The sequence below is a fragment of the Verrucomicrobiia bacterium genome (assembly GCA_035629175.1).
Taxonomy (GTDB): domain Bacteria; phylum Verrucomicrobiota; class Verrucomicrobiia; order Limisphaerales; family DASXHY01; genus DASXHY01.
The window spans coordinates 20,403-45,906 of the sequence record DASPIL010000107.1 but is presented as its reverse complement, the minus strand read 5'-3'; the positions used below and the strand labels follow the sequence as shown (position 1 = coordinate 45,906).

Below are 25,504 nucleotides of genomic sequence, written 5' to 3'. Positions count from 1 at the left end.
AAGTTATTTGGAAACGGCTGCGGCCTGCACCTCAACGCCGCGTCGGCGCTGGCTGGCAGGAGGCACAGGGTCCCACCCGCATCCACCGCGGGGATGACACCGGCAAATGCGACGAAAGGCGAGCCACGTACCGCGGGCAGCGCCGTGCGCCATCACTGCGTCCATGGCATATTGGGAGCAACTCGGTTCAAAGCGACAATGGCCCAGCGGACCAAAGAGGAAAGTCTTGGCGGGGGACAGCACCCAGCGATAGATCCGCACGAGCAGGACAAGAATGTGTTGCGCCGGATTCATTTGAATCGTTCCTCGCTCGTCAGTTCAGCAATCCCGCCTTGCGCAGGGTTGTCAAAAAGTCCTTCTCCACGCTTGCGAGTGGCTTTCCCACTATCGATGCGCGGGCCACGAGGACCAGGTCCACCGGCCCGAGTAAATCATGTTGATGCAATCGAAAAGCCTCCCGCATCAGTCGTCGTGCCCGGTTGCGAACCACCGCATTCCCGATTTTTGCGCTCGTCACCAACCCCAGCCGGGGTTGCGCACCCGCAGGCATTTTGTGCCAGTTAGCAATCAGGCAACCGTGAACCACACGCTGGCCCTGCTGGCGAATGCGCGAGAAGTCCCGCCCCTGCTTGATCCGCATCGCGCGGGTAAACGTCAGCGGCTGGGAAGCGGCGGCCATGGGCCGGTTCCTAGACGGGAGTCAGGCGCTTGCGGCCCACGCGGCGGCGATTCGCCAGGATGGCTTTTCCGCTCTTCTTGCTGTTGCGCGAAAGAAATCCGTGCTGCCGCTTACGGCGAATCTTCGACGGTTGATACTGTCTCTTCATAAAATCAAATCTGTTGCTGCCCCGGAAAACACTTGCCGCGCATGGCGCATGGGAACAGCCCGGAAACCGGAACGCGGGAGAATACCAGCGAACTTTCGAGTGTCAATAAAACGGTAGGCGCCAAATGCGGCGCCTATGGGCCCACGGTGGCGGCAGGCATCCTTGCCGGCCGTAGAACCGGGCTTCCAGCCCGGTGGAAGGAACCTCAAACGAAGCCGAGCGCATCGAGAGGATCTGAGTGTCTCTCGTGCTTAACGGTTTTTCCGGACGGCAAGGATGCCGCCCTCTACGTCAGGCAAGATGCCTGACGCCACCCTCATGCGGCTTCTTTGCGGGCGGCTTAGAGTTTCGGGAACTTCTCCTTCGGCTTCCCCCGAAAGAGGGAGTTTGCATAAACCAGGTTTGATCACCCACTTTTAGTCACGCCCATGCCGCGCATTCTGACGGCACTCACCCTTTCCGGCTCTCCTGATGGCATACCATGTCGATCACGACGGCGCTCGCCAGGATCAGCACGTCATCCTCGCCGTCTTCGACATCAATCCCATATGTATCCGACCAACTGAACCAGCGTTTGCTCACCTGGGCCACGGCTCTGCCGCCACGTGAAAACGCATACTCATGACTGAGGAAATCGCCCGCTGCCTCCAGGTCGTCTGGTCCTGGCACGTCGACCGTGAATTTTGCCCGGAACAGCGTGAACAGATGTTTCTTTACGACCGCAGTCAGTCTCCCGTGCACCTCGACCTCATACGTGGGTCCCCACGAGAGAAGTTTCTGCCGAATAAACGCTATCTCTTTTCCAGCGGCATCGTGGAACGACAGCTTGTCGCCCCAGCTGAAAGCGCGGCCGTCGACCTGGAAAACATCGGCGCCATTGGAATCCTTGATCGTAAAGTCATCGCCCCACGACCAAAACTTTTGTTTCATCACGTACCGCATAGCCTGGATTTATTTTACCTTTCCTTTGCCGAACCGTAATCGCGCGCGACTCACGGCGCAACGGCATTGTCTGCCACCGTTTCGTGCCGCAACAGGTTTCCCAACCTGCTGTATCGCCGTGCTTCCAAGCCGCCAAATGTGATCCACGCCGAGCAGGCTGGGAAGCGCTGCATAGCCACGCAACCCGCTACGCGACGCGGTCTCTGCGCTGTCCCGGAGCAATCGTCATTTGATATCGATGTCGAACGACCTTCACCCGCGCGCGTGCAGTGAAGGTATCGGACAGGTTGCGGCTTGTTAGAACATCGGCTTTTACCCCTGCAGAACCTACGCGTCCATTCTTGAGCAGCAGAACATGAGAAAACGCCGGCATGATCTCCTCCACATGATGCGTCACCAGGATCAACGTCGGGCCATCTCGGCGATTCCCGATACGCTCGACGAATCCGAGGAACTGTTCGCGCGCCGCGGGATCGAGACCCGCGCAGGGTTCATCAAGAATCAGCACCTGAGGCTTGGCCATGAGCGCGCGGCCGATCAGCACCCGCTGACGCTCACCTTGCGACAAGACACCCCATCGCCGATCAATGAGTTCGGAACATTCCACCTGAGCCAGGAAGCGGCGTGCCTCGCGCTCGTCGGCTGGCCGCGGACGGCCCCAGAAATCGATCATCGCGTACTTTCCGCTGACCACGGTTTCCAGCGCGGGTTCGTCGTCCGCCATCATCTGGCGCACGGACGAACTGACAATTCCAATCCTGCGCCGCAGTTCGCGCCAATCCGATTCTCCGTAGCGCTGGCCCAGCAACGAAATGTCCCCTGCCGTCGGCATGAGGTAACCCGTGAGGGCGCTGAGCAGCGAAGTCTTTCCTGAGCCGTTCGCGCCGAGAATCGCCCAGTGTTGTCCTCTTTGAACCTGCCATGACACATCGTGGAGAATGACCGTTCCGTTGCGCTCAATGCGCAGGTTGGAAACATCCAGGATGCGTTTGGAAGATCTCATTCAAAATGTGGCCTTAAAAATAATGGTGTTCACAGGATGCACAACGAACAATTCCTGCAAGCGGCGAATCAACAAAGCTTGTTCGAGGCAGTTGCGCCAGCCGGTCCAACCACTCGTAATTGCAGGGAACCTTTTTTTCGGATTGCGAGCGAACACTGCATCTGCAAAAAAAAGCGGGTGATTCCACTATGCTTCGCCCTGCCCGGCTTTTTATTTTTCCTTTCGTTTTCTGCTTCCGCCTCCGCCGCCGCGCCGTCATTCGTGCTGGATTCAACCTTGTCTGGCAATGCTTCCGCGGACGGGTTCTTCCTTGCGGCCGATTTCAACCAGGACGGCCGCATCGATCTCTTCGCCACGCATGGGATTGCACTGAATCGAGGCGACGGGCTCCTGGGCAACCTGAACCAACTCCAGATCGACGCCGTGGTGAGGCAGAGCGCGGCGGCGGACTTGAACGGCGATGGATTCCCGGACATTGCAACGCCGCTACTCGGAAGCGCTTCCCTTCAAATTCTGACGAACCATTCCGGATTGCTCAGCGCCAGCTCGCTGGTCGCGCTGGGCCACCCCACCCCTGGGGCTCTCAGTGCCGCGGATGTGAATGGCGACGGCATCCCAGACCTTGCGATCGCGCATCGGCAGCCTGCGGGGCCGCTGAATGTTCTGACCAACGATGGCCAGGGAACGTTTACGATATTGACCAGCATCACGAACGCCCTGTTCGGCCCAGTCTGGGTGCGCCTTGTGGACGTGAACTCCGATCAAAGCGCGGACATGATTTGCGGAGACCGGGCAGGTTCGGTGAGCATTTTCACGAACGCGATGGGCACGAACTTCGCGCTGAGTTCCGTGGTGACAAACATGCTCGGCACGACCACAGCGCGTCAGCGTTCGATCGGCGACATTGCGGATGTCAATGGCGATGGCCGGCCTGATTTGCTTTGTCCGTCATTTCTGACCAACGCCGCACCGTTTCTCAACGTGTTGAAAGTGGCAACCAATGCGGGCAACGGAATCTTCGTTCCCGCATCAACCGCAGCGCTGGGACCGCTCGCAACGAATGAGGCTCGTGGCGCCGTGTTGATTGCCGCGGAATTCAACCTCGACGGCAGGGTGGATTGTGTTTTTCAGTCGGAACCCGACGATCGATTTGTCGTCGCAACGAATCGCGGGGATGGCGTTTTTGCCGTCGCGAGGACGATGGTGACCGCACCCGAGCGGTCGGGATTGACAGTGGGTGATTTCAATGCGGACGGCAAAGCGGACATCGTATCGGGCGACAGGCACGGGTTGATTCAGATTTACATCAACACCACTCCGACATCCGCGCCCTCGGGTCGGATCGCGCGTGATGCCTCAGGATCTAACGTGATCTACTGGCAGGGCGCCCCTGGCCAATTCGACCTGCAATTCGCAACCGAAGCGGAGTCATCCAACTGGCACACCGTTGTGGATGGCACTCCCATCACCGGAATCATCGTCAGCAACTCCGCGCCGCAACTGTTCTTCCGTTTGCAGGAGCGTTGAGCGTTCTGCTTCTTCTCAGCTCCGCAAAATCTTTTCCATGGCTTTTCCCCTGGCCAGTTCATCAACGAGTTTGTCGAGATAACGAATGTCCCGCATCAAGGGATCTTCCACCTCTTCGACTCGAACTCCGCAAACGACGCCCTTGATCAAAGTTCGCGAAGGATTCAGCCGCGGCGCTTCGTCGAAGAAGGTTTCGAAGTCAACCTGCTTCCTAAGTTGTTCTTCCAAAGCCCGTTGATCGTAGCCTGTGAGCCAGCAAATGATGGCGTCCACCTCCGCCTTCTTCCGCCCTTTCTTCTCCGCCTTCGCGACATAAAGAGGATACACACTCGCGAAACTCGTCGTGAAAATTCGATGCTTTGTCGTCATTTTAAAGCTGCCAAGCCAGGAAACTTCAGGTGCGGCAACGGCACGAATTTACAAACAAAGCCAAATGCGGACAACCACCGACATGCAACCGCGGTCGGGCGGGCGGGAAGCCGGCCAGGAAGTCGACTGGTTCCAGTGCGTTCTTGACGCTGCTGCTCGTCGAACCTACAACAGGGAACGCCATGCACCCACAAGCAGCATCGTGGAGGATGACAATAACCTTATTCACATTTTTAGCCGTCCTGTCTGCCTCTGCTGCGACAAACGTCACTCTTTCCCTTCAGAGCGGGCCCTCGACTTTTCGTATTCTCGCGGCAGGGAATTCCGGGGCTCCCATTCTCAGTTCGGACGGACGTTATGTGGCTTTCGCCAGCACCGCCGGCAACTTGATTGCGCACAGCAACCAGCCACTGCGGAATTGTTCCCGCCACCAATCAACGTCTTCGTACGCGATCGCGTCCTCGACACAACATCGCTGGCAAGCGTCCACCACGCTGGGAACACAGGCGGAAATGGCGATTCCCTGCCGTCAGGAATTTCCGAAAATGGCCGTTTCGTTCTATTCGAAAGCTCGGCGAGTGATCTCGTGACGGGTGACACGAATGGAACCCGGGACGTGTTCGTCCGCGACCTGGTTCTTCAGACGACATTGCTGGTCAGCCGCGGGCTCGGCGGCGCGTGTGGCAACGGCGACTCGCGCGACGCCGTGATGACGCCCGACGGTCGTTATGTTGCGTTTGTCAGTGCCGCAACCAACCTGGTGATGGCCGATACCAACCGGGTTCCAGATGTCTTTGTGCGGGATCTCCTCTCTGGGACGACTGCATTGGTCAGCGTGGGCGCAATTGCAGGAAACGCGCTGCAGCCGGGGGCCGGCTCACATTCGCCGCGCATCACGCCCGACGGTACACACGTGGCCTTTTTCAGCGCGGCCACGAACCTGGTCCCGGGATCGATGCTTGCGAATGACGTATACGTCCGGGATCTCATCGCCGGCTCAACAGCGTGGGCCAGTATTCATGCGCGACAAGTCTCGAAAGGCACTGTCGTCGCGTCTTTCAATCCCCGCATAAGCGATGACGGCAAATTCGTTGTGTTCATCGCCTCCACCAATGCTTCGATCGGGTTCCTTCCCCGAAAATCCGCCGTATTGCGTCATGACCTGGAAAGTGGCGCGACCACGATTCTGCATTCGAACGCCTACGTTTCAACCCAGACGTACCAATCGCTGAACAATCTGGACATGAGTCCTGATGGACAGTTTGTGGCGTTCGTGGGAAGCCCGCCGGGATCCGCCGGCGAAACGTCCGCTCTTTACCTCTGGAAAACCTCACCTGGATCAAACGTGCTGGCGAGTCTTCCGCAGGAGGGCGGACTATGCGCCTCGCCAAAAGTGAGCGCCGATGGCCGTTTCGTCACGTTCCTCGGCGCGACGACTTCAGAATTCCACCTCTATCGGTGGGATCACCTTGCGGGCTCTACCGTGCGGGTGGATGAGGAATCGGGTGAAGCGCCAGCAGTGTTTCCGTCGGCTCAGACGGCGCTCAGTTCCGATGGAAATGTCGTTGCTTTCGAATCCATGGCCGCCCTGGTTGCGAACGATTCAAACCGTGAGAGCGACGTCTATGTCCGCGATTTAAGAATCGATACGCCCGAGTGGGTGTCTGCGCCGGATCCTGCTCTTCCTGGCGGAGGTCCAGTTCTAAGCTGGCTGGCTGGTAATCAAGTCGATTTCCACGTGCAGTTTAAGGAACACTGGAATGAAAATCATTGGCGCGACGTGATCGGCAATATCCTGTTCATTGGGAAACGGGCGTATGTGCGGGACCTTGCACCCGCTGCGGACGCACGATTTTACAGAATTGTCAGCGAATGAACTGTAATACTTTCATCCGGCGCGGATCCGCGACGTCTCGGGCATTCACCCTTTGCGAGCTGCTCACATTAATTTCAATGTTCATTATCGGGGCAGCCCTGCTGCTGCCGCTGCTGTCGAAAGTGCGTTCATCGAGCCAGGCTTTCCAATGTCTTAGCAATCTTCGCAGAATGCAGGTCGCATGGAGCACCTATTCGGCCGACCACATGGGCGTGATTTGTCCAACGGCGGGAACGGCGCACCCAAATTCACCACAATGGGTTCACGGGCGTATGGATATTCCGATCGAATCCACCAATACAAATCACATCCAACGCGGACTTCTCTGGCCGTATGCCAGGTCGGTAGCGCTGTATAAATGTCCAGCCGACATCAAGCGGGTCTCAAATGGCGCCGCCACCGTGCGCAGCATTTCCATGAACGCGTGGATGAATCCTGTTTCGACTCTCTATCAGAACGGATTGTCGGCACCAGCCCGTGTTTTTCGCCGCGAGTCGGATCTTGAAGGAGGTTTCTCGCCAGCGCAGTGGTGGGTGTTGATGGACGAGAATCACAACACGATTAATGATGGCTGGTTCTGTGTTTCCGCGTCGCAAAGCGGGGCAAACGCGTTCACCTGGATCGATATTCCTGCGAGTTACCACAATCAGTCAGGAGGCATTTCATTTGCCGATGGACGCGCTGAAATGAAGCGCTGGCGCGATCGAGCCGTCCTCAATGCCACAGCCGTCTTTATCCGGGCCGATGCCAGCCAATCTCCTGCCTACGGGGATCTTTCCTGGCTGAGGGAACGATCCACTGTTGCTCCCTAGTTTTCGGCATCGTCGCGCCAGGACGGCGCCAATCCGCTAACGACCAGGGACCGAATTCGTGCCCTGAACTGCGGGAGCCGGGAGGTTGAGCTCGGTGCTCAGAATCGCGCGAGCCTCAGGCGTCAGGCCTGTGTTCTCATCCATGAATTCGGCAAGCACGGTTTGTCTCGTTTCCGCAATCGTTGGAAGCCCGATCGCCGCCCAGCGATCCTGTGGGATCTTTTTCCGGTAATTCGCCCAGACCTGCTGCGCCAGCAATTGCAGTCCCGCAGCGCGATCGTGGTTTCCCTCGATCAACGCCAGGAAACTGTTTCCAATAAATCCTTCAAGCGCTGCCTTCACGCGATCCCGCGAAGTTTCGTTGATATCAATTTGCAGGTTGCTGAGCGCGTACTCCTCCAACGTCAGGTTGGCAGGCAGGGAATTCGGCTGGCCGTCAATCACCGGCTTGTTGGGATACTGCTCGCGCAGGTATTTGAACCATCCCGCCGCCGCCTGCATTCGATTATTCACATACAGCGTGTAAACGGCCTGACGCAGGAAGCTTCGATGCCCATTCTCAATGTTATCACGGTTGGCCGGGTCCTCCGCCATGTGCTCCTCATACGAGCGATTGACGTTGGGGATGATGTCCAGATTGGGCCCGAAGTCGAGGCCGCCCGCGAAACGGTTCGTCATCAGCCGTCCGCGCTGGAATGCGAGCAACATCGATTGATAAATCGCCCTCCGCAGTTGCATCAAATCATCCTGCTTCACCTTCGTTGGATTCTCCTTTGCCCGCTGCAATCCCTGTGCGGCCCAATAGATCGCATGCGATTCCGGCAGGCGCCATTCGAGCGGACCATACCGTTCGTCCAGTGACTTCATGAAGGCGGGATCCATGTCATACTCCTCGCGCAACAACTTTGCGCGGCGCTGTTGATCGTCGGTCTCGGGGTTGATCAGTTCATCCAGGCCCGAGTCCAACGAAGTCCCCAGGACCTCGTTCATCTCAAGCATCCACTCGCGCTTGTAATACACGTTCGCGTCATCAAGGTTCGCTCCCATCTTGTGCTGGAAGATCCACGCGATCTGCTGGTGCAGGCTGGGATCATTGGGGTTGTAACGAAGCGCCTCGTCGCGGATGAGTTCAAAGCCGCGTTTCACCCAGCGCCAGCGATCGGGATACTCACCCGGCGCCGTCTGCTTGAACTTCACGGAAATGTTGTAGGCCATGTTCCAGGCCTGATGCGTCCAGACGGTGGCGAAATGCGGTTCCAGCTTGGTGATCCAATCGGCAAGCTGGACCATTTCAAAGAACTTGTCCTGCTCCTGAAGGTCGTTCGCGCGAATCCACAACATGTTGGAGATCAAGCCGCGAAACCCGCCAAGCGCCACGGTTGTGAACGCAAGAACCGGGGGCGCGTTCTCCAGCGGCTCGACGCGTGTTAACCCAAGCCGATTCCGGTCGCGGTTGAGCGAGCCCTGGATTTGCGATGTCCCGAACAGCAGCGCCGCAGCGAGCACAAGCAGGAGGATTTTTTTCACGCGCGGGTTCATAGGATCACGGACTGCCCTGCGCTGCCAATTCGCGGCGGTTGAAAATGCCGATGCCGAGAAGAGCGACGATCCCTCCGAGCACGAAGACGATCTGCCCCACTGCGCGGGCGAGTTGCACCCAGGTGATGCTGCGCCCGCTGCTGAGCGCCTCGATCGGCGAGAAATCGCGCGCCAGGTTGATGACCGCGAGGGCGACCCGGAACGCAGGCACGATCACGATGTCGATGATTGAAGAACCCACCTCGCCAGTCTCCTCATTGGAACCCATGACCGTTCCTTCCTCCACGACCGTGGCGAGTGTTCCACTCGAAAGCGCCATCGTCAGGAGGCCAAGTGCGAAAAAAGCCGCAACAGGAAATGAAAGGAATGAAGCCGCGAACAAACCGAGTGCCGCAAGCAGCGCCATCCAGCAGAAGATGATCGCGAGCCCGCGCGCGAAGTTCAGTCCGAAACCCCCTTCGCGGTAGAGCACCTCAAACCCTTCCTCGAGGGGAAACAACAGCGTCGTGCCGTTTTCACGAAGGTTCCAAAACTCAACCCGCAGCAGGCCGTTTTCATCAAACGTATTCGGCGCGATCACAAATTCGTGGAACGTATCGGGCGCGAGGCTCATCGGCTCTGCTGTTCCCCAGAGCTCGGTTTTTTCGGGAATGCCAGCACGCCACATCCCCGCGAAAGTTCCCGTGGGACTCTTGTCCGCGGAGTTGAACTTCACGCGCAACTGCAGCGGCTTGTCCTTGAGAAAATGCCGGGCGACTCCCAGATCGATTTCCCAAACCCTTGTATAACCAGCAGGCACCACCTGGAACTCCGCGCGGATCTGCTCCGCGATTTGCTGGCGCACCTCCCGGATTTCATCGCGTTTCAAGGGCGGTGAATTCTGCAATCGCTCCTGTAATACGCGCTCGGTCTGCGCGGCGATTTCCTGCGTCCTGTCAGGCGGCCGTGCCGAACCGCGCGCGACAAGCACTTCATCCCGCAGAATTGCCTGCTCGTCGGCAGGAAGCTTCGTCGCTCTCCATTGCAGCAGGAAATAGACACTCGCCCCAGCCAGCGTGAGCAGCGCCGCGTTCAGTGACACTATTCCCAGCCACTTGCCGAGCCAGATTTGCCATCGCGCTATCGGCTTCGTCGCCACCACCTGGATTTGATTCTCCTCGATGTCGCGCGCAAGTGTTCCGCAGGACAGCCACAAGGTCGACAATCCCAGCAATCCCGTGATGACACTCAACGTATAGGTTAGGAGAATCTGCGTGAAACCACGGGCGGTGCCGTCGTCCTTGATCAGAATCGGCAAGCCCACGACTGCAAGGAGCAGCAGCGCGGCAATGACAAGGAACAACCTGAAGCGCAACGCGGCTTTCCAGGTCAGCCATGTAATGGCAAGGAGGCGTTGCATGCTCAGGGTTTGGGACCGCCGCCTAGCAGCGATGACAGCTTTTCATCGGCTTTGGAGAGGTCGGGCGCCTGCTGTTTGGGCGCGGCTGCAGGCGGTGGCGTGGAGTCTGGTCCAGCCGGGCGCGACAAATCCGCGAGCTTCTGCTCGTCGGCTTTTGATCCTGCGGCAATGACAGGCTCTTCGACATTCGACGTCTCCGGCCCAGCGGTCAGGCGCTCCAGCAACTTATCCGTTTGTTGCGTGGAATCGGCATCGCCACGCAGGTACGCGGCCACCCGCGCGCCCGATTGCGCACCACTGGTTTCCTGCGCCGCGCGCGCCTTCTGCACCACATCCAGGAAATAGCTCTCGAGATTCTGTGTCGGATTATCGATCCGGATCTTCTCCATCTCCACATCGCGCCGAATCAGCTCCAGCACGCGCTCCATTGTCTCTCGCGGCAACACGGGAGTGGTGATGCGAACAGCGTCCGGTTTCGCCAGCAATTCCTTCAAAGTGCCCATCGCCTGGATTTTGCCGCCGTAATAGATCACGACGCGATCGCACACATCTTCCACGTCGGAAAGCAAATGACTGCTCAGGATCACGGTTTTGCCGCGGCGCGCGAGCGCCAGGATCAGATCCTTTACTTCGCGGCAGCCGATGGGATCGAGACCCGCGGTCGGTTCATCGAGGATCACCAGGTCGGGATCATTGATCAGCGCCTGCGCCAGACCAATGCGGCGCTGCATGCCTTTTGAAAATTCGCCGATGGCTCGGGTGCGGGTCTGGTTCAATCCCACCATTTCCAGCAATTGCTCCGCGCGGTTTCCGCGATCGTCCTTCGACAGGTGAAACAGGTTGCCAAAAAAATCGAGGGTCTCGCGCGAGTTGAGATAGCGATACAGGTAGGATTCCTCCGGCAGGTAACCAATCCGCGACTTCGTTTGGACGTGGCGCGGAGAGCGTCCGAAGACTTCAATGTGCCCCTTGGTCGGATGCAGCAAACCCAGCAACAGCTTTACCGTGGTCGACTTCCCCGACCCATTCGGCCCGAGCAAGCCGAAGACTTCCCCGCGACGGACCTCGAAATCGACATTGTCAACTGCGCGGGCCTTGGGGCGATTCCAAAAATCCTTGAAGACTTTGGTGAGGCCCCGAACGGCGACGACAGTTTCCGACTTTACATTGCGCGTTTCGGGCTGCGGATCCGATTTAATCTGGGACGAGATATTCATTTCATTTCGGCAAATTCCGAAGCGCCATCACGGCCGGGCTTCATTATTCACTGCAGGACGGCTCACCGAAACAGCGCGACGCGGCCAGCAAGCGTTATGCAATCTTCGGCTGCAGCCGCGGCGCCGGCGCGGGATGTGAACCGCCCCGGTCCGCGGGCTTGCCGGTTTCAGCGTGATAATGCTCCAGCTCCTCACCCTTGCGCACCAGTCGCGCACTGTTGAACACCACGAGGAATGTTCCGCCCACGTGCAGGATCGATGCAAGGATCGGCCCGACATATCCAAGACTGGTCAGCGTCAGTCCGCCAATGATGAACAGCACGCCGAACGCAAAGTTCTGGTTGATCACGGTGCGCGTGCTGCGCGAGAGCTGCACAAGGAACGGCAAGCGCCGCAGATCGTTGTTCATGAGTGCGATCGTCGCGCTGTGAATCGCCACTTCGCTTCCCGCGGCTCCCATGGCGATTCCGATGTCGCCCGCCGCAAGCGCAGGAGCGTCGTTCACACCGTCGCCAATCACGGCCACCTTGTAGCCCTTGCTCTTCACGGCGCGCACGAATTCCACCTTGTTTTGCGGAAGGCATTCGCCCACGGCTTCTTCGCACCCAATTTCCTTGGCAACGCGGGTTGCGACCGCCTGGCGATCACCGGAAACCATCGAGATGCGCCGCACGCCACTGTCACGGAGATCAGCCAATGCTTCCCTGGCTTCCACGCGAGTCTTGTCCTGCAAGCCGACCCAGCCGACGCATTTGCCGCCACGCGCGACAAAAATGAGGCTCCAGCCTTCGGCTTCATTCAGGTCCACAGACTTTTCGAATCCACTCTCGACCCCGTTGTCTTTGAGCCATGCTGCGCGGCCAACGAGGACCTTGGCGCCATTAATTTCAGCCTGCACACCACGACCCGCGGTTTCCGAAAAATCCTTTGGTTCAATCAACGGAACATTCGCGTCACCTGCCAGTTGGGCGAGCGCCTTGGCTGTCGGATGGTTGCTGTATTTTTCAGCAGACGCTGCAAGCAACAACAGTTCGGCCGGCTTGATTTCCCCGATCGGCGCCAGACGGCTCACGGCCAGCTGGCCTGTTGTCAGCGTACCCGTCTTGTCGAAAACAAACGCATTGATCTTCGCCGCCAGCTCAATATCCGCGACGTTCTTAATCAGGATTCCGAGACGCGCAGCGGCTGACAGCGCGGCAACCATCGCCGTGGGCGTTGCAAGAATAAAAGCGCAGGGGCACGAAACCACCAGCACCGCAATCACGCGAGTCAGATCGTGGGTGAAGGCCCAGACGAGCGCGCCGATCACAAGCACCAGCGGCGTGTAAAAACCCATGTATTGATCAACGATCTTCTGCACCGGCAGCTTCGTCTGCTCGGCCGCAAGGATCAGCTCGCGCACGCGGCCCAGTGTCGTGTCTGTTCCCGCACGGCTGACTTTTACTTCCAGGACACCCGTCAAATTCTGTGTTCCAGCAAACACTTCATCACCGGGCTTTTTGTCGGCCGGCAGCGATTCACCGGTGATTGTCGCCTGGTTGAACGAACCCTGTCCCGTGACAATCAATCCGTCGGCAGCAACGTTGTCGCCGGGACGGATGCGGATGACATTGCCAATCGCCAGCTGGCTCGCCGGAACCTCCTCCTCGGACTTGTCTGCGCGGATGCGGCGCGCCTTGGTGGGCGTCAGTTTGATCAATGATTCAATGGATTCCCGCGCGCCTTGCGCGGTGCGCGTCTCGATGATTTCCCCCATCAACATGAAGAATGCGACGACTCCCGCGGTTTTGTAGTCGCCCGATGCAAACGCGGCGAGCACGGCGATCGCGACAAGCTCGTTGATGCTCAGGCGGCCTGCCTTGAGATCCTTGATGGCGATGAGAATGATCGGTGTTCCAAGAATAATCGCTCCGATCATGGCGCTGGCGCTGGCGATCGTGGATCCCTGGACAAAAAACCAATCCACGATGAAGGCATTCAGCACAAACACCACGCCGACCAGCGTTTGCTTGAGGCGCACGGGGGCATGCTCGTGATGCTCGCCGCAGCCGCAGCTCGGGCCGTGTTCGTGCTTGTGCGCATGGGAATGATCCTCATGGCTCATTAAAGATGTGACTTGCATGCTAAAAATATTAAATGCCAAACAAACAGCGGTTCGTGCTCAAGGCGGAGGCGCCTGGTTCCGCGGCTTCGGTGGTTCGCGATTCAAGATTAACCGCAGTTCCGAACTTTTTCCATCGACCTGCCCCGGCAACAGCCAGATTTCCGCGTTCGTGAGGCTGCGGCCCAGAACCTCGTGAAGCCGGCGCTGCTGGTAAAGTTGTGGATTCCCGGCATATTCCGGCAGCAGTTGCTGAAAATTGGTGGCGAGGCTCGTCATGTTCTGGACGTAAACAACGCGCTCGGTTTCGGCGATATTGGTCAGCGATTGGGAATCGGCCGTGGCCCGGCTGAGCACCTGGTTGCGATACTTTTGAGCATCGTCGAGCACTGTCCTCCGCGCCTGGCCCGCGCTCACGACGCGATCAAAGACGCCGCGGAGATAACGGGGCGGGATGCTCTGCACCTCGCAGCGGTCCACCACAACGCCCAATGCATGTTGCTCCAGCGAACGCGTCACGTTCTGGCGGACAGCATCGCGGAAACCCATGACGTCGGCCGTGAGAATGTCGTCCACTTTGAACCGCGCCGCGGTCTCCACGAGCGCGCTGTTCAAGGCGTTCTGCACAAGCCGCGCCGCATTCGTGAATCCAAATTCGTACTGCACGGGATCCTCAATGCGATAGAACAAGGTTGCCCTCGAGTGAACGACGTTTCCGTCCGCGGTGATCACGTAACCGTCCACAGCGGGATTCAGTGACGCCCCCGGCGGCGGTTCGGTTCCCGCAGCTTCCTGCGCGGGAGTCGTGGCATACCAGCCGACCGACGATTGAACCTGTTGCAAGCCGGTTATCGGGACCTTCACGTATTCATCGATGGGATACGGCCATGACCAATGCAACCCCGGGCCGAGCAGGGCGTCCTGCCCTTGTCCAACAGGTTTGCCGAAGCGCAACACCATCGCCTGTTCCTGCGGGCCAACCTGGAAAAAGCCCGATGCCAGGAATGCGACCAAAAGGATAAACATCACCACTTTGACAATGGCGAAGCTGCTGCGCAGCGCCTCGGAGAGCGCCTGCGATCCAGCATCGATCGGCGTCTCAGGCGGCGCCGGGTGCTGATGCGAAGGATCGTCGTGAGAATGAGGATGATCGTTCATCGACTAATCATTTCTGGTCAGCGTCGGACCGCGTTCGTGGAGATTCCCCGCAACAAGTCAAATGGCGGCGTTTGCGGATCGAGAATCAGCGTGGAACGTTCGCGAAGCGATTGTTCGAGAGCCGTCAAACGGAACAGGAAACTCGCGAGCTCGGGATTCTGCTCGAACACGGACAAGGCCTTCGTCGCTTCGAGTTCACCCATACCCTGAATCTGAGTGGCTGCACCGCGCGCAGATGCCAGCAATTCAGCGGCACGGCGATCGGCTTCTGACCTGATGATCTGCGCATCTGCCTCGCCCTGGCGTTGTAACTGTTCGATCAGCACAGTTCGCTCTGAGGTCATCTGAGTGAAAATCTCCTGGGTAACGCTCTCAGGGAATCCGAGCTTCTTGATGCCGAGGAAATCCACCGAGATGCCGTAATTGTTCACCTGCACCTGCGATTTGATCGATTCCAGCATGGCGGCTTCAATCTCCGCAAACCGTCCGCCATCCACTGAAACAAAGTCCGAAAGCGCGTGTTTGCCTACGGTGTCGGTCTTGGCGCCGCGGACAATCTGGCTGAGGACCTTTTCCGCCTCAGTCACCGAGCCGCCGGCAAACTTCGGGAAGAACGCCTTCGGGTCCGTGATGCGCCACCCAATATAAATGGAGGTGAGAAGCGTCACGTTATCCGCGGTATAGTCCTGGGTGAACTTGTCTTCGAAACTCTGCACGCGCTTGTCGAAGTAATATACGCGCTGAATCGGCCACGGGAGTTTCCAATAGAACCCCGGTTGCGTGATGCCTTCGCCGCTCGGCTTGCCGAACGTCGTCACAACGGCCACCTGCGTTGTTCTCACCTGGAAGGTGAAAAGGAGCAGCGCAAAAATCAGGATCAGCACCGCGCCGATCACCAGTGTCAGTGGATTTCTTTTCATGTCTTCGAAAATTCTTTCAGTTCTCCGGGGTTACGCTGAGTTCGCCCAGCAAGTCGCCGCGGATTCGGTCCTGCAGGTCAATGCTGATCACATCCTGCGTGTTGGTGGTCAGGATCACGTATTTCCGCGCCTGAGCCGACGCACGCGCGAAGGCGTCCAGGTAGGATCGCTGCATGTAAATGGATGGCGAAGCGGCGAATGCGGGAATCTGGTTCGTGAACAAGCCGGCCCGCGCCTTGGCGCCAATTTCGAGATTCACCCGCTGCGCGATTGCGCGATTGATCAGGTTCGTTGATTCGCCTCGCGCCACGGCATTCGTCGCAATCGCAGCTGCCTGGGCGGCAAGGATGCGCGCCTGTTTCTGATGCTTGGCTCCAATTACCTTCTCGTAGTCGGGAGCCACCTTCGTCGGCGGATGAATATCCTGCAGGCCGACGAACACAATCCGCACACCGAGTTGATGCTGCACGGCCGCCTGTTGAACGCGGTCCTGAAGGGCCGCAGCCGCGGCCCCGCGCTGGGTTGACATGATCTCGTTGATGTCAGCGCTGACCAGCTGGCGCACCACTTCCCGCGTCGCGATATTGCGCAGCAGGTTTGTCGGCTGATCGTTGTTGTAAACCCAGTGCAGGAGATTCGTGATTTGGAACTGCACCGGAATGCTGACTGTCAGCAGGCTGACGGGCGGTGTAGAACGCGTGCCACTCGCCGCGTTCGTGGAGACCGCAGGCTCGCGGTTGGCGACGAGAAAATTCTCCTCATTCGCATGCGGAACATTCCAGAGCTGTGCTGGCGCATTCTCAAACTGCGGGTCGGGTGTGAATCCCACATCGAAACTCTGGACCTGCTCGGTATGAAACCGGTAGACGCGGTCAAAGGGCCACGGCCATTTGAGGTGAGCGCCAGGGTTCAAGATCGTGCGGCCAGGGACTGGACGACCCAGATGTTCGAGCACGCCCTGTTCTCCGGGCTCAATGAACACAACGCACGTGGAGAGAAACAGGATACCCAGCTGCAGCAGCAACAGCCACCCGAGCGCGCGTTCGAAGAATCGATAAAACCAGGTGTCTGAAACCTTGAAGCCAAACTGATAATCGAGCGCCTGTGCGGCAGTCGTGATCAACCCTTCAGGTTGTCCCAGCAATCCAACGACGCGGCTTTCATACAATGGACGCACCACCTTGCCCCGAATCCGCGGACGATAAATTTCAAGGATCAGGTTGAGCAGTGTTTCAAAGGCAATCACCGCAAGCAGCACAGCCAGCCCGCGGGCGGCGTATAGGTCCGCATTTGGAAAGCCAGCCTCCACAATCACCATCGCCACGGTTACCGCGAAACAGAGATAGGCGCTCAGCAGGACCCATGCGGCGCCGGGCCTGAGCAGCCGATGATTCTCGATCCGGGCGATGGTTGCGCTGAACTTGCCGAGGAGAAACAGGATCAGCGCAAAGAGGCCGAACAAGGCCAGTCCTAGAGTGGGCCGCTCGAGGTCGGTCGCGGCATCCGGGCGCGAAAGCCCTTTCCAGATGAAGTATGCGCCCGCAGCCTCGGCAACGAACAGCAGCGCAGTGAAACCGGGTACAAAGAACCGTTCGAACTGTTCGCGCGAGCGTTGCGCGGGAAAGCTTTCCGCATCCTTGCCTTCAAACAACGTGCCGCTGCCACGATTCTTGGCCAGCTCATCGAGCTCCAGGCGTTCAAGATACTCCCGCTCCTCGAGCCGCATCTGAAACCAGCTCACCGCGGCAACCAGGACTCCAATCGCCATGATGACCGAGCTCAGCTCGCCCGACAGCGAGTGGGTGAGACGCGCTATTCCGAAGCCCGCCACCGCTACCAGCAGCAGGATCGCCAGGTTGATCAGTCCATTCTTCTTTGTGCTTCGTTCCATGTTTAGCCGCGGATAAGATCCATCGAAAACCATTCCCGCGCGGGATTTTGGATCGATCTGGGACGTTTCCCGTTCATTCCTGGTTTAGCTCGCTCAACTGAGTTCACGTTCTTCAAACAGCAGCACCGCCACCGCGAGCGCCGCGCCAACATAACCAACGACGTAGGTGAACGCCTTCGCCACGTAATCCCAATGGAAGGTGCTCCGGCCGGTCTCCAGCGCGTCTGCGAGCCAGAAAAGCTGCCAATTCGGCGTAACCGTGTAAAGCACCGACGCCCACCACACGCCCCTCTCGGCCGGGCGCCCGAACAGGTAATCAGACATGATCCCGATCAGGAAGAAAGCCGAACAGATCGCCAGCGTCGGAATCACGTCGAGCCGTGTCGAGCACGCGAGCGCGAGTGCGGCGATGATCCAGAGCGCGAACAGGATCAGGATGGCCGCGGGAATCATGTTCCACTCCACCTTCGCAATTTCCCCGAGGCTTTGCTGCTGGGTTGTGAACTGAATGATGATGAACGCCGCTGCCGTTACAGTGAACAGCAGCGCGAAAAACGCATCGCTCACAAATGGCCGGCGGAGGAAAAAATTGCTGAACCCGCCGATACCGTAAGCCAGCAGCACGCCGCCCGCAAAAATTCCAAGCGCCGCCAGATCCGTGGTGCCATACGCGTCGAACGCCATCCGGCTGGCAACCAGCGCAGCGACCAGGTTGATGTAGGTCATGAGCGTCAAGGCAACGACCAGTCCCGCGTACTTGGCGAGGACGAATTGCGCCCGTCCAACCGGCTTTGAAAGGACGGCCAGAGCAGTGCCCGCCCTCAACTCCCGCGCCAGCGCCGCCGAAGCCGCCAGCACCGCGCCGAACAACCCGGACAGGAGCATGATCGCCAGCACGCTGTTCTTCACGAGCTTGGGTTCATCCCCAAATGCGAAGTAATACGGCGTCGCCAGAAAAATCTCGAACGCTGCGGAAACGGTCGTCAGCAGGAGGAAAATCGGCTGCCGAACCAGTTCCAGAAAAGTGTTGCTTGCGATGGTAACAAACTGTCGCATCTGGCCAATCAGGTGGCACAGATTACGGACGAAGCATTCGATTGCAAATGGTTTCGCCCGATTACAACAGCGCCACCCCTGCATTCCATGTGGATGGGAATGCTTCACGACGCTTGCGTTGGCTGCGACGGAAAAGGAGACTGATGGCGTCACCACGCGGACACATCAACACGAACGCCCGTTCCAAAACTAGCGCATGAAAAATCCAGTCACTCGGCGAACCTTTGTTGGACAACTGGCGGCCACGGTCGCGGGCCTCAGCGTCCCAGCCCACCTTCAGGCGCAGAACACGAACGTCGCGGCGCGATCGACAGGCGGTGACTATGACTCGGTCGCGAAACTCGCCAGCAATGAGAACCCCTATGGCCCTTCCCAATCGGTGCTGGATGCAATGAGCCGCGCGACCAAATACGCCAATCGCTATCGCTACCCCGATCCCGGGCTGATTCAAGCCATTGCCGCGTATCACGGCGTGCGGCAGGACAACGTATTACTGGGCGCAGGTTCGACGGAAATCCTGCACGTCGCCGCAATGGCGTTTTTACAGAATGGGAAAAAGGTGATCGGCGTGGAACCGACTTTCAGCTCGGTTTATGAATTCGCAACGGGCCTGCGAACAAACGCCATCCGCCTGCCTCTCAAAGCCGATCACCGCCAGGACACCCAGGCATTGATCAAAGCCGTCGGGCAACACGCCAACGAAATCGGGCTCGTTTACGTGTGCAATCCAAACAATCCGACTGGACTGATTGTTCCAAGGAATGAAATCCGGGAGCTGCTCAATGAATTGCCGCGCGAAATTCCCATCCTGGTTGATGAAGCCTACCACGATTTCGTGGACACGCCTGAATACGACTCTGCCATTCCCGCAGTGAACGAGGGAAGGCCAGTGATCGTTGCGCGTACCTTCTCAAAGATTTTCGGCATGGCAGGAATGCGCCTGGGTTACGGCCTCGCTCCAGCTCCACTGATGCAGCGCATGCGTCCTTATGCCGGATCCCTGAATGTCAATGTCCTGGCGCGGTTTGGAGGCGTCGCCGCTTTGGAGGACAAGGCTGGTTACGATCGGGTTCGCACGGCCACCATCCAACTTCGCTCGGACACATCCAGGGAAATCCAAAGGCACGGCTACGCCGTAATTCCCTCTCACGGCAACTTTTTCATGGTGCATGTCCGCCGTGCGGTGGGTGAAGTGATCCAGGATTTTCGCCAGCGGAATATTCTCGTCGGGCGTCCGTTCCCGCCAATGCTCGAGCACTTGCGCGTGTCAATTGGAACAGCGGACGAGATGGCGCGGTTCTTGGCCGCGTTCAAGGAGATCTTTCCCAAAATCGAATCGAAGTAGAACGCGCAGCGCAGATTCCAATCTGCTGTATCGCCGCGCTTCCAAGCCGGGTGGGCGATCACCGCTCAAGCAGCCTATGCATCGTCGATACGGCCCCGCTAGACGTCTGCGCTGCACCCTCATTTCAAGCGTTCCATCAACTTAGAGTTGCGGAGATCCACTTTGCAGTGCAAAGTCCAACGTATGGACTCGAGTCATGCAGCGCAGCACCTTGAAGTGATTCGCACGTTAATGGAGCGTTCGGCTATTTACCGGCGCGCGCTCAGTCCAGTGATGACGCTGGCAGGCACGATCGGGATAATTGCGGCCGGCGCTGGATGGCTGCTGAACTTCGAGGCGCCGGTCGTCTTTACGGCATACTGGCTGTGCGTCGGCATGCTGGGCGCCCTCAGCGCCTTTCTGCTGGTGCGCCAGCAGGCTTTGAAACAGAAGGAGCCGCTCTTCACCCCGCCTGCACGGCGCATCGTTCAGGCAATGCTTCCATGCCTGGTAATCGGCTTCGTTCTAGGAATTGTGCTGCTTGCGGCTGAAATGCAGCGCGGCGATCCCGACGTCCTCCTGCCTTCTGCAGCAGGTGCAGATCTCATGTGGCTGCCCTTGAGTTGGATCATGCTCTACGGCTGTGCCATACACGCTTCGGGCGCATTCACCCCGCGCGGGCTGCGGCTTTTCGGGTGGATTTTCATCACGGGTGGATCCATTGCGTTTGCGTCCTGGGTGCTCACAAACGTCTTGGGGTCCGTGCGTCCCCAGCAAACCGGCCACCTGCTCATGGGCTTCTTCTTTGGTGTGGTTCACCTGGCTTACGGCGCTTACCTGTCGGCGACTGAACGAAAGAACGGAACGTGAACCCGGAACCGTTCCTCCAGCTCGATCGGGTGATCCACGAGAAGGGGCGGCTCGCCATCATGTCGATGCTCGCCGCAACCCCGGAACTCGCGTTTACCGAAATGCGGGACGCCTTGGAGATGACCGACGGCAACCTCACCACCCATATCCGAACCCTGCAGGAAGCGGGCTATGTCGTGGTGTCGAAGTCCTATCAGAACAACCGCCCGCTCACCACCTGCTCGCTGACGCCTGCCGGCCGGAAAGCGTTTGCCGATTACATCCTGCTGCTCGAGCAAATCGTCCAGCAAACCAGACAGAAATAATTTTTTTGAACACTTCCGCCGTTCATGGCGTCGTTTACTTTGTATTACAAAGCTTATGAAGATTCTGCGAGCTGATCATCTGGGAATGTGCTTCGGAGTGAGAGATGCCATTAACCTGGCGATGCGTACCGCCGATACCGCGCCGCTCACGGTACTTGGCGATCTGGTCCACAACGAGTCGGTCCTTGCCGCGCTGCGCGCCAGGGGCGTAACTGTCGCGCAACGGCCCGAAGCCGCCCAAAGCCGCACAGTGATGATCACCGCCCATGGTGCGTCGAATCGCGCCAAAGCACGCGCGCGCGCGCTGGGATTAAATGTCGTCGAAGCCACCTGCCCGCTCGTGCATCATGCCCATCGCGCTGTGGCGCGGCTGGTCGCGGATGGTTTTCATCCGATCATCGTTGGCCAGCGCGATCACGTGGAAGTTCGCGGTCTGACCGGCGACCTGGAGGCATTCGACGTCGTCCTGTCGGAAGGCGATGTCGCGGCGCTCGTGCCACGTCCGCGTTTCGGCATCGCGGCGCAAACCACACAACCGATTGAGCGCGTTCGTCATTTGGTTCATTTGATCGAAGAACGGTTCTCCGAAAGCGAAGTGCGATTCGTCGATACCGTTTGCCAGCCTACCAAGCAACGGCAGCTCGCAGCGATTGAGCTGGCGAGGCGATGTGACGTGGTCGTTGTCATCGGTGGTGCCAACAGCAACAACACGCGGGAACTGGTTCGAAGTTGCAGCCAGCATTGCGCCGCAGTGCATCACGTGCAGTCCGCGGTCGATTTGAGGGAGGAATGGTTTCATAACGCAGAAACCGCCGGGATCACGGCCGGCACGTCGACACCGGATTGGATCATTGACGAAGTCGAGCGGCGGATGAATCGGATCGCTGACGAATTGCGCAGCCAATTGCTGGACTCGACGGCGAATGGACATTGAACGCGGGACTGGCTGGCCGCTGTCGAATAACATCGAAAAGGACCTAACGTGCCTCCCGAAATCCCATCACTGCATCGATTCAAGATCGGAACTCTGCTGCGCGGAGAGCCCGAGCCGGTGCTGGGATGGACGCGTCAGTGGCAGGCACGTTCGCTGGCCACGCACGTCTTAATTGTCGTCATCGGTGCGGGTTGTTTCGGCGCGGCAGTGGGTTGGTGGCGCGCACCGCAACAGGCACTGTACACAGCGGTCAAATTTCCCTTGCTGGTTTTGCTGACAACGTGCGGGACTGCGCTGTTGAACGGCATGCTCGCGCCGCTGCTCGGATTGAACATCCCATTCCGCCAGTCATTCCTCACCATCCTCATGAGTTTTTCAATCGCCGCGGCCATCCTTGGAGCCTTCAGCCCGGTCGCGGCGTTCATGATTTGGAATGCACCGCCAATTGACAATGCAGCCATGCGGAGTGGCGCCTACAGCTTCATTCTGCTCACTCACGTCATCATCATTGCGTTTGCTGGAATCGCGGCAAACGTGCGGTTGCGCCAGCTTCTCCGCGTGATTGGGGGACCTGCGGCAGCGAACCGGGTTCTGTTTGCCTGGCTGGCTGCGAACCTGTTTGTCGGAAGCCAGCTCTCGTGGGTATTCCGCCCATTCATCGGTGCGCCTGGCCTGCCACTCCAATTTCTCCGTGATGAACCGCTCTCCGGAAACTTCTACGAAGCGGTATTCCGATCCCTGATGCGCCTGATCTCCTGAAATCCCTTTCAAATATTATGGAAAACACACCTCCACCCCACCCCTCCGTGCCGCCGCAATTTCCAGCCGCGGTTGCTTCACAAACGCCCGCCGCAATCGGCGACGATCCCGCGGAACGCGTACCCATCCCTAACAGCATGGCAGCGATTGAAGCGATTCTTCGCCAGCCCCGCCGCGTGTTGTATCATTTGCGCCAACCGGGCGCTGGAGGGCTTATTCTTTCCATGGTCATCATCGGCATCGCGTGCAGCCTCATCTATGGCGTGGTCGTGGGATCGTTCTCGATGGGAACGCAATTGTGGGCGGCGCCAGTGAAGATTGCAGGGGGATTGCTGTTCGCCGCCGTAATCTGTCTGCCGAGCCTTTACATCTTTGCCTGCCTGAGTGGTTCGCGTGCCCGGCTGATTGAGATAATCGGGCTCGTCGCCGGGCTTCTCATGCTGATGACTTTGCTGCTGATTGGCTTCGCTCCAATCGCGTGGTTGTTCTCGCAATCGACGGATTCAAAAATCTGGATGGGCATCCTGCACCTCGTCTTCTGGGGCATTGCCACGATTTTCGGCCTTCGGTTCCTGGATGCGGGTTTCACGCAGTCGCAGGCACGGTCGAAAGCGGGGTTGAACACGTGGGTCGTTGTCTTCATCCTGGTGGTCCTCCAAATGACCACTGCCTTGAGACCCATTGTGGGAACTGCGGACACCCTGTTGCCCACGCAAAAGAAGTTCTTCCTGGGTCATTGGGGGGATTCCCTCGAGAATCGCGAGTAAGATAATGAAGACAGCGCCGCTACCATTTCTCAGCCCCCGGACGTTGATCGCAGGCGCAGTGCTCGCAATCGGACAGGTCCTGTCACGAACCAACCGGATACTGTGCCGGCGTGAAACATTGGCGCCCATGGCCGCCCTCGCTTTTGGTTCAGCGGTCGGACTCGCCGTGATCTTTGGCCGTTTTCTCCTGACCGGCAGATTGTCGCAAGGATTCCTGGTTTGGAATCTCTTCCTCGCCTGGATTCCGCTCGGGCTGGCGCTGTTTGCGGATGATGAATTTCGCCATGGCGCGCGGCGGAAGTGGCTGCTTTTGGGATTGGCAGCGGGATGGCTCCTGTTCTTTCCGAACTCGCCCTACATTTTCACCGACCTGACCCACCTGCGATTCTGGTTTCACAATCCGTTCTGGGTTGAGCTCACGCTCATTCTACTCTTCGCGTTCACCGGATTGCTCGTCGGGTTCCTGTCGCTCTATTTGATGCAGGCGCTCGTTGCAGAGACTTGCGGGCGCGCGGCCGGCTGGGTGTTCGTGCTTGCAACGACCGCCTTGAGCAGCTTCGGCGTGTATATCGGGCGCTTCCTGCGGCTCAACAGCTGGGATGTGGTCCTGCGACCGGGGCGAATATTTCGGACCCTCGACACATGGACGCAAGCCAACATGTGGAATGGCCACGCTGTGGCCTTCCTGCTCCTCTTCGCCGCATTTCTGTTCGTCGCGTATGTGATGCTCCATGCCCTGACCCATCTGGGGAGCCGCACGGGTTCATCGTTGGCCAACCAAAGTCGATAATCCGGGATCTTAAGTGATGTCATCAATCAATTCAGGCCAATTGACGCGAAGGTTCAGCGCCATTAGCCTTGTCGCGCAGCATGATCGCACCCGTATCCAGGAATAATTCATCCGCCCCGGCTGGTTTTCGAACCAGCGACGAGCGGCTCATCAAGGTAACCACGACGGCCGCGCGCCGTGTCGGGACGTTGCTGCAAAAACAGGGACGCGCACAAGGTGTCCTTCGCGTTTCGGTGGTGGGCGGCGGCTGCTCGGGTTTGCAATATAAGATGGATTTGCAGGACGCCCCTGCGAACCGGGATTTCCTTGTGGAGACCTCCGGCATTCGCGTGGTCGTCGATCCGAAAAGCGCACTGTACGTGACGGGAAGCGAACTGGATTTCGTAGAAGGTTTGCAAGGCGGATTCAAGGTCACCAATCCCAACGCGGCCACGAGCTGTTCCTGCGGCGAAAGCTTCAGCGCATGATGCGGGAGCATGACTGATTACTTTGCGTTGTTTGGACAGGTGCGCCGTCCGTGGCTGGACGCCGGGATTCTGAAAGCCCGATTTCTTGAAATGTCCGGACGCTGGCATCCGGATCACCTGAGTCATTTGGACGAGCCACAGCGCCGAGCGGCACAGGAACGTTATGCCGGGCTCAACAGCGCCTACCAGTGTCTTCGTGAACCACGTGAACGGCTGCGTCACCTGCTTCAACTCGAGTCCGACACCCCGATTACAGACATTCAACAGGTGCCTGAAGAACTGGTGACCGACTTCATGGACGCGGGCAAACTCTGCCGGCAGGCCGACGCTCATTTGCGCAGAAAAGCAGAAACCACTTCTCCACTGCTGAAAGTTGAAGTTTTTGCAGCAGGCCAGGAGCTGGGCACCGAACTCCGCGAGTTTGCCGCGAGCATCGAACAAAAACGTGACGCCGCGCTCTCCGCAGTTCGGGAGCTCGATCTTGTCTGGGATACGGCTGCATCGCAAAACGAACAGCGCGCCGGCTGCCTTCAGCAGGTGCGGCAGCTGCATCATCGACTTGCATTTTATGATCGCTGGCTGAATCAGCTGCGGGAGAAATCAACCCAATTGATCCTCTGATGCGAAAGGTTTGCGCCACAAACGGGACAC

The 25,504-nt window shown here is 58.5% G+C and carries 26 protein-coding genes; 12 read left to right on the top strand and 14 right to left on the bottom strand.

Translation table 11 applies throughout. From position 1 onward, the window contains the following. Window positions 1-3: 3 nt before the first annotated feature. The 5 genes from yidD to VEH04_19950 all read right to left on the bottom strand — a co-directional run bounded on the left by yidD (window position 4) and on the right by VEH04_19950 (window position 2,772). Window positions 4-294, bottom strand: coding sequence for a membrane protein insertion efficiency factor YidD (gene yidD / locus VEH04_19970; protein HYG25052.1), 291 nt, complete (start codon window positions 292-294; stop codon window positions 4-6). Between the two features lie 19 nt (window positions 295-313). Next, a complete protein-coding gene (rnpA, locus tag VEH04_19965; protein ID HYG25051.1) occupies window positions 314-679 on the bottom strand; it encodes a ribonuclease P protein component in 366 nt (121 codons plus the stop codon). A 10-nt stretch (window positions 680-689) separates the two neighbouring features. Continuing rightward, window positions 690-827, bottom strand: coding sequence for a 50S ribosomal protein L34 (rpmH, locus tag VEH04_19960; protein ID HYG25050.1), 138 nt, complete (start codon window positions 825-827; stop codon window positions 690-692). 450 nt (window positions 828-1,277) lie between these two features. Further along, window positions 1,278-1,757 (bottom strand): LURP-one-related family protein, encoded by a 480-nt coding sequence (locus VEH04_19955; GenBank protein HYG25049.1) that lies wholly within the window; start codon window positions 1,755-1,757, stop codon window positions 1,278-1,280. Between the two features lie 199 nt (window positions 1,758-1,956). Next, window positions 1,957-2,772, bottom strand: a complete 816-nt coding sequence (locus tag VEH04_19950) for an ABC transporter ATP-binding protein (GenBank protein HYG25048.1) — start codon at window positions 2,770-2,772, stop codon at window positions 1,957-1,959. 276 nt (window positions 2,773-3,048) lie between these two features. On the opposite strand from VEH04_19950, the gene VEH04_19945 reads away from it, so the two are divergent. After that, window positions 3,049-4,299, top strand: coding sequence for a VCBS repeat-containing protein (locus VEH04_19945; protein ID HYG25047.1), 1,251 nt, complete (start codon window positions 3,049-3,051; stop codon window positions 4,297-4,299). A gap of 15 nt (window positions 4,300-4,314) precedes the next feature. Here the strand turns inward: VEH04_19945 and VEH04_19940 are convergent, their stop codons facing one another. Further along, the gene (locus VEH04_19940) at window positions 4,315-4,668 is read right to left on the bottom strand and encodes a DUF2200 domain-containing protein (GenBank protein ID HYG25046.1); all 354 of its coding nucleotides are present in this window, start codon (window positions 4,666-4,668) and stop codon (window positions 4,315-4,317) included. Between the two features lie 418 nt (window positions 4,669-5,086). Between VEH04_19940 and VEH04_19935 the strand changes: the two genes are divergently transcribed. Continuing rightward, the gene (locus VEH04_19935; protein ID HYG25045.1) at window positions 5,087-6,544 is read left to right on the top strand and encodes a hypothetical protein; all 1,458 of its coding nucleotides are present in this window, start codon (window positions 5,087-5,089) and stop codon (window positions 6,542-6,544) included. Between the two features lie 77 nt (window positions 6,545-6,621). Beyond that, the gene (locus VEH04_19930; GenBank protein ID HYG25044.1) at window positions 6,622-7,356 is read left to right on the top strand and encodes a hypothetical protein; all 735 of its coding nucleotides are present in this window, start codon (window positions 6,622-6,624) and stop codon (window positions 7,354-7,356) included. A gap of 36 nt (window positions 7,357-7,392) precedes the next feature. Here VEH04_19930 and VEH04_19925 read toward each other — a convergent pair whose 3' ends face one another. The 8 genes from VEH04_19925 to VEH04_19890 form a co-directional block, all read right to left on the bottom strand. Beyond that, a complete protein-coding gene (locus VEH04_19925; protein ID HYG25043.1) occupies window positions 7,393-8,883 on the bottom strand; it encodes a hypothetical protein in 1,491 nt (496 codons plus the stop codon). 16 nt (window positions 8,884-8,899) lie between these two features. Beyond that, window positions 8,900-10,294, bottom strand: a complete 1,395-nt coding sequence (locus VEH04_19920) for a hypothetical protein (GenBank protein HYG25042.1) — start codon at window positions 10,292-10,294, stop codon at window positions 8,900-8,902. 2 nt (window positions 10,295-10,296) lie between these two features. Continuing rightward, window positions 10,297-11,511 (bottom strand): ABC transporter ATP-binding protein, encoded by a 1,215-nt coding sequence (locus VEH04_19915; protein HYG25041.1) that lies wholly within the window; start codon window positions 11,509-11,511, stop codon window positions 10,297-10,299. A 94-nt stretch (window positions 11,512-11,605) separates the two neighbouring features. Then, complete coding sequence (locus tag VEH04_19910) at window positions 11,606-13,633, bottom strand: cation-translocating P-type ATPase (GenBank protein HYG25040.1); 2,028 nt, start codon at window positions 13,631-13,633, stop codon at window positions 11,606-11,608. A 39-nt stretch (window positions 13,634-13,672) separates the two neighbouring features. After that, window positions 13,673-14,770 carry a protease modulator HflK gene (locus tag VEH04_19905; GenBank protein ID HYG25039.1) on the bottom strand — a complete coding sequence of 366 codons (1,098 nt, stop codon included), beginning with the start codon at window positions 14,768-14,770 and terminating at the stop codon, window positions 13,673-13,675. Between the two features lie 17 nt (window positions 14,771-14,787). Next, complete coding sequence (locus VEH04_19900; protein HYG25038.1) at window positions 14,788-15,690, bottom strand: protease modulator HflC; 903 nt, start codon at window positions 15,688-15,690, stop codon at window positions 14,788-14,790. A 16-nt stretch (window positions 15,691-15,706) separates the two neighbouring features. Continuing rightward, window positions 15,707-17,581: an SPFH domain-containing protein gene (locus VEH04_19895; protein HYG25037.1), complete on the bottom strand. Its 1,875-nt coding sequence runs from the start codon at window positions 17,579-17,581 to the stop codon at window positions 15,707-15,709. 93 nt (window positions 17,582-17,674) lie between these two features. Next, window positions 17,675-18,637: a hypothetical protein gene (locus tag VEH04_19890; GenBank protein HYG25036.1), complete on the bottom strand. Its 963-nt coding sequence runs from the start codon at window positions 18,635-18,637 to the stop codon at window positions 17,675-17,677. Window positions 18,638-18,833: 196 nt separating this feature from the next. Here VEH04_19890 and VEH04_19885 point away from each other — a divergent pair, with 196 nt between their 5' ends. The 9 genes from VEH04_19885 (at window position 18,834) to VEH04_19845 (ending at window position 25,474) form a co-directional block, all read left to right on the top strand. Then, the gene (locus tag VEH04_19885; GenBank protein ID HYG25035.1) at window positions 18,834-19,982 is read left to right on the top strand and encodes a histidinol-phosphate transaminase; all 1,149 of its coding nucleotides are present in this window, start codon (window positions 18,834-18,836) and stop codon (window positions 19,980-19,982) included. Window positions 19,983-20,165: 183 nt separating this feature from the next. Then, the gene (locus VEH04_19880; protein HYG25034.1) at window positions 20,166-20,831 is read left to right on the top strand and encodes a hypothetical protein; all 666 of its coding nucleotides are present in this window, start codon (window positions 20,166-20,168) and stop codon (window positions 20,829-20,831) included. Beyond that, window positions 20,828-21,136 (top strand): transcriptional regulator, encoded by a 309-nt coding sequence (locus VEH04_19875; protein ID HYG25033.1) that lies wholly within the window; start codon window positions 20,828-20,830, stop codon window positions 21,134-21,136. The genes VEH04_19880 and VEH04_19875 overlap by 4 nt, the downstream gene beginning before the upstream one ends. 55 nt (window positions 21,137-21,191) lie before the next feature. Beyond that, a complete protein-coding gene (gene ispH / locus VEH04_19870; GenBank protein HYG25032.1) occupies window positions 21,192-22,070 on the top strand; it encodes a 4-hydroxy-3-methylbut-2-enyl diphosphate reductase in 879 nt (292 codons plus the stop codon). 48 nt (window positions 22,071-22,118) lie between these two features. After that, the gene (locus VEH04_19865) at window positions 22,119-22,829 is read left to right on the top strand and encodes a hypothetical protein (GenBank protein ID HYG25031.1); all 711 of its coding nucleotides are present in this window, start codon (window positions 22,119-22,121) and stop codon (window positions 22,827-22,829) included. A gap of 17 nt (window positions 22,830-22,846) precedes the next feature. Next, window positions 22,847-23,596 (top strand): hypothetical protein, encoded by a 750-nt coding sequence (locus tag VEH04_19860; protein HYG25030.1) that lies wholly within the window; start codon window positions 22,847-22,849, stop codon window positions 23,594-23,596. A 4-nt stretch (window positions 23,597-23,600) separates the two neighbouring features. Then, entirely contained in the window at window positions 23,601-24,386 is a 786-nt protein-coding gene (locus tag VEH04_19855; protein ID HYG25029.1) for a DUF1361 domain-containing protein, read from the top strand. Between the two features lie 80 nt (window positions 24,387-24,466). Next, window positions 24,467-24,853, top strand: a complete 387-nt coding sequence (locus VEH04_19850) for an iron-sulfur cluster assembly accessory protein (GenBank protein HYG25028.1) — start codon at window positions 24,467-24,469, stop codon at window positions 24,851-24,853. 9 nt (window positions 24,854-24,862) lie between these two features. Next, window positions 24,863-25,474, top strand: coding sequence for a hypothetical protein (locus VEH04_19845; GenBank protein HYG25027.1), 612 nt, complete (start codon window positions 24,863-24,865; stop codon window positions 25,472-25,474). Window positions 25,475-25,504 lie beyond the last annotated feature (30 nt).